Genomic DNA, 3,939 nt, shown 5'->3' on the forward strand with positions numbered 1-3,939 from the left:
CTCAGTCGCTCCGCGACAGCTCCCCCAGAGGGGGAGCATCTGAGGCCGTAGATCCTCCCCCTTTGGGGGAGGTGGCCCGGAGGGCCGGAGGGGGCCCTCCCCCGCTCCTATTCCAGATCCCCTGGCCCGAACGCCTCGGGCAAGAGGCTCCAGAACGGCGTGCGCTTCGTGGCCGCCCCGCCCTGCACCGAGACGATCTCGCAGGTCCTGGCCGCGAACTCGCCGATGCGCTGGCGGCAGGCGCCGCAGGGCTGGACGACGGCGTCGGAGCCGGCGGCGATGTAGACGCGCTCGATGCGGCGGCCGCCGGCCGTGACCATGGCCCCGATCGCCGTCTGCTCGGCGCAGGTGCCCGACGGATAGGCGGCGTTCTCGACATTGACGCCGAAATGCACCCCGCCCTGGTCGTCGACGACGGCGCTGGCGACGGTGAAGTTCGAATAGCGGGCGTAGGACCGCCCAAGATAGGCCGGCAGCGCCGCGGCGATGGCCGCTTCGTCGGAAGCCTGGATTTCAGACAAAGATTTTGCGGCGCTCATGCCATCCCTCGGGTCCCGGCAGGATCGCGCCGGGAACCGAGGCAATCAGTCGCGGCCCGCTTATGCAAGTGCAAACCGCGACGTCCGGCTCAGCTTTCGCCGGGCGCCAGGGCGACGATCGACAGGGCGTGCACGGGACCCGCCATCTCCTCGGCCAGGGCCTGGAAAATCAGCCGCTGGCGGGCCACGCGGCCCTTGCCGGCGAAGGCCTCGGCCTCGATCGTCAGGTTGAAGTGGCTCTCGCCGCCCTCGCGGTGGCCGGCATGGCCCTGGTGGCGGGCGCTGTCGTCCACGACCTCCAGCCGGGTGGGCGAAAAAGCGGTGGTCAACTTGGCTTCGATGGCGTCTGAGACGGCGCCCATGGTGATCTCCGGCATGTCAATCCTTGAACGGAAATAGCCTGGGCTTACTCTAAGCGCCATGAGCCGTGCGTTCGAATACCGCCCCAAGTTTTTCGACATCCGCGTCCGCCCGCCCAAGCCGGGCGAGGAGGAGGGTCCGCGCGCCGACGACGTCAACCGGCTGAAGCCCGGTCAGCGCCGGTGCGAGCATGCCGACTGCCTGCGCGCGGCCGAGGCCAAGGCGCCCAAGAGCCGCGACCTGCCGGGCCAGTACTACCATTTCTGTCAGCCGCACGCGGCCGAGTACAACAAGAACTGGAACTTCTACGCCGGCATGAACGAGGGCCAGATCCGCGCCGAGCAGGAGCGTGAGAAGGTCACCGGCGGCCGGCCGACCTGGAGCATGAAGGCCGACGCCGGCTCGCGCGAGGCCGCCGCCGCCGCCGCCCGCGACGCCCGCAACATGGCCGACCCGTTCGGCCTGTTCCGCGCCCAGCAGCGCAAGGCCGAATCGGCCGCCGCCGGCCGCGCCGTCGGCAAGCTGGAACGCCAGGCCCTGGCCGACATGGATCTGGACGTCGACGCCGACGCCGCGGCCATCCGCGCCCGCTACAAGGACCTGCTCAAGCGCTGCCACCCCGACATGAACGGCGGCGACCGCAGCGCCGAGCACAAGCTCCAGCGGGTGATCAAGGCCTACAAGACCCTGCAGAAGTCCGGGATGGCGAAGTAGCGACGACTCAAGACGCGAGGCGGCGGTAGCCCTTCTCGCTCCAGCCTTCGTAGAAGTCGCCCGGCTCGCCGTCCTCGGTCGCGATGGCGTCCAGCGGCTCGCGCTTGCCGTCCGGGTAGATCAGCGACCAGCCGCCGTCCTTCGCGCGCGCCAGGATCACCTCGACGCGGCGGGCCTCTCCGATCGGTCCGACGAGGCAGCTCATGCGCAGGCGAGTCGCGTCCTGCCAGCTCTGGGGACGGCAGGACGCTCCTTTCGAGGCCGTGGGGACCAGGTCCGCGCCGTCGGCCCGGTAGACAGTCACGCCGCCGCCATCGTCGCTCTCGTTGCCGAACACCAGCCAGGCGCCGTCGGGCGAGCCTGAAGGGGTTCCGACGTCCGCGACACGAGGGCGACCGTCGGCGCCGATCAGCAGCGACAGGAGCTCGCCCTCGCCGTGGGTGAAGGTGAGATGGGGCAGCCGCTCGCCGCCCACGGTCACGACACCCGCCATGCGCCAGCGCGCGCACTGGTCGAAGCCGTCGCAGAAACCGCTGTCGGAAAAGCTGGCCACATCGCCCCGGGGGCCGCGGGGGCCGCGCACGAACAGGGCGTCGCCCTCGCGGCGGGCCAGATCTGGGAATTGGGCCAGGACACTGGCCTCTTCGGGACGCCCCTGGTCGAGATTCTCGCGCAACAGCCGGGCGTAGGCGCGATCGTCTTCGGCTTGAGACACCGTGACGTCCGGCGAGGCGGCGGCGGAGCGGGCGGCTTCGGCGCGGTCGCGGCGGATCGTCAGCCCGCCGGCGACGGCGAAGGTCGCCGCCATGACGACGGCCGTGACGATCCAGGGAAAGGCGCGCTTGAAGGCCATGGCCGAGCTTTAGGCCCGCCCAGGCGTTCGCGCGAGTCCAGAAACGAACTCGCGCTTAAATTCAGCGAATGCGGATGCGGATCGGCACGTCGATGAACGAACCGGCGCGGCTCTTGCCGTCCGGACCCAGCAGGTCGACCTGGATCTGCGAGGCCATCTGCAGGGCGGCGTCGCCGACGCCCAGATCGTTGGGGCTCTCGGCCTGGACGCTGCAGGCCGTCAGGCCGCCGTTGTTCTTGACCATGCAGGAAAGCAGGGCCACCGCTTCGCGCGGTTGCGCCACCTGGACGACACGGGCCTGCGGCTCGGCCGAGGCGGACGGAGCGGCGGCGGTCACGGCGGCGGCGAGAACGAACGAAGCGATCACTGTATCATCCCTATTGTCTTGCGGAGATCGCCAGGGGCTGCCTGGAGGCTCCGGTGTCATTTTGGGTCAGGCGGCGTTCGCCTGCTTGAGCCGTTGCAACCCCTGGGCCGCCAGGTCGGTCAGCGACCGCAGGCCAAGCTCGGCGAAGACGTCGAACGCGACCGCAAGAGCGGTGGCCGCCCGGTCCAGGCGACCGTCGTCGCGACCGGTGATCTCCACCCGCGCTTCATAGAGACGGGCCAGGTTCATCTGGGCCACGGCCCAGCCGGCCGGATCGCGCGCGCCCGGATGGGCGGAAAGTTCGGCCTTGAAGGCCATCTCGGCGGCGTCGAGCACGGCCAGGTCGGCCGTCAGCTCGGCGCAGCGGGCCAGGCTCAGGGCGCGGTTGTTGGCGACGGCGGCGCGCAGGGACAGGGCCGGCTGCACCTTCACGATATGGGTGGCGCGGTCGTAGCAGGTGACGGCCTGCTCGAAGCAGCGGTCGGAGGTGGTGGCCTCGCCCATCATCTGCAAAGCCTCGCCCAGGCCGGCCTGGGCGCGGGCCCAGTCCAGCGGGCTGTGGCCGGGATCGAGCGGCTCGAGCGCCTGGGTGGCGGCCTCGACGCCGTCGGCGATCAGCGAAAGCTCGCCGTCGAAATCGCCCAGGCGCGTCAGGGCCTCGGCGCGCAGCAGTTCCAGCCGCGACCAGGTCAGGGGTTCGAAATCGGGATCGAGGGCGGCGACGGCGACGCGGGCCTCGGCCAGGGCGACCTCGACCAGCGAGCGGTCCTTCAGGCGGACGGCGCAGGCCAGCAGCAGGTCGATGCGGGCGGCGCGCTGGTCGGCCAGTTGCAGGCGACCGCCGCCGGCCTTGGCGCCGCGATCGCTCGCCAGCACGTCCAGCGGGGCCTCGAAAGCCTGGGCGCAGGCCAGGGCGCGGTCGATATCGTTGTCGGACAGGGCCATGCGACCGTCGACAGCGGCCATCAGGGCCGAGGCCAGGGGCGCGTGCGGGCCGTGGGCCGACTTGGCCAGGGAAAGCGTGGCGCCGGCGGCCGCGTGCAGGCCCTCGTCGCCGAACAGCTCGGCGCCCAGCATGGCCAGCACCGCCTGCTCGCAGCGGGCGG

Annotated in this window: 6 protein-coding genes; 1 reads left to right on the forward strand and 5 read right to left on the reverse strand. The window is 71.2% G+C overall.

Going from position 1 to position 3,939, the window contains the following annotated elements:
* Positions 1-107: 107 nt before the first annotated feature.
* Together cdd and DMC18_RS18545 are read right to left on the reverse strand one after the other, a co-directional pair.
* Positions 108-539 carry a cytidine deaminase gene (cdd, locus tag DMC18_RS18540; RefSeq protein WP_110121327.1) on the reverse strand — a complete coding sequence of 144 codons (432 nt, stop codon included), beginning with the start codon at positions 537-539 and terminating at the stop codon, positions 108-110.
* Positions 540-628: 89 nt separating this feature from the next.
* Complete coding sequence (locus DMC18_RS18545; RefSeq protein ID WP_110121328.1) at positions 629-901, reverse strand: BolA family transcriptional regulator; 273 nt, start codon at positions 899-901, stop codon at positions 629-631.
* A gap of 58 nt (positions 902-959) precedes the next feature.
* On the opposite strand from DMC18_RS18545, the gene DMC18_RS18550 reads away from it, so the two are divergent.
* Positions 960-1,613 (forward strand): J domain-containing protein, encoded by a 654-nt coding sequence (locus DMC18_RS18550; RefSeq protein ID WP_110121326.1) that lies wholly within the window; start codon positions 960-962, stop codon positions 1,611-1,613.
* 7 nt (positions 1,614-1,620) lie between these two features.
* Here DMC18_RS18550 and DMC18_RS18555 read toward each other — a convergent pair whose 3' ends face one another.
* The 3 genes from DMC18_RS18555 to DMC18_RS18565 form a co-directional block, all read right to left on the reverse strand.
* Entirely contained in the window at positions 1,621-2,466 is an 846-nt protein-coding gene (locus DMC18_RS18555; RefSeq protein ID WP_110121325.1) for a hypothetical protein, read from the reverse strand.
* Between the two features lie 61 nt (positions 2,467-2,527).
* The gene (locus DMC18_RS18560) at positions 2,528-2,833 is read right to left on the reverse strand and encodes a hypothetical protein (protein ID WP_110121324.1); all 306 of its coding nucleotides are present in this window, start codon (positions 2,831-2,833) and stop codon (positions 2,528-2,530) included.
* A 66-nt stretch (positions 2,834-2,899) separates the two neighbouring features.
* Positions 2,900-3,939 (reverse strand): hypothetical protein (locus DMC18_RS18565; RefSeq protein WP_110133190.1); only part of this gene is annotated, 1,040 nt, incomplete at its 5' end.

Origin of the sequence: Caulobacter sp. D5, from assembly GCF_003185805.1 — a bacterium.
Lineage (GTDB): Bacteria > Pseudomonadota > Alphaproteobacteria > Caulobacterales > Caulobacteraceae > Caulobacter.

Bases quoted from the DNA above. Each gene is read 5' to 3' on its own strand.
- cdd (WP_110121327.1), bottom strand. From the start codon at position 539: ATGAGCGCCGCAAAATCTTTGTCTGAAATCCAGGCTTCCGACGAAGCG.
- DMC18_RS18545 (WP_110121328.1), bottom strand. From the start codon at position 901: ATGGGCGCCGTCTCAGACGCCATCGAAGCCAAGTTGACCACCGCTTTT.
- DMC18_RS18550 (WP_110121326.1), top strand. From the start codon at position 960: ATGAGCCGTGCGTTCGAATACCGCCCCAAGTTTTTCGACATCCGCGTC.
- DMC18_RS18555 (WP_110121325.1), bottom strand. From the start codon at position 2,466: ATGGCCTTCAAGCGCGCCTTTCCCTGGATCGTCACGGCCGTCGTCATG.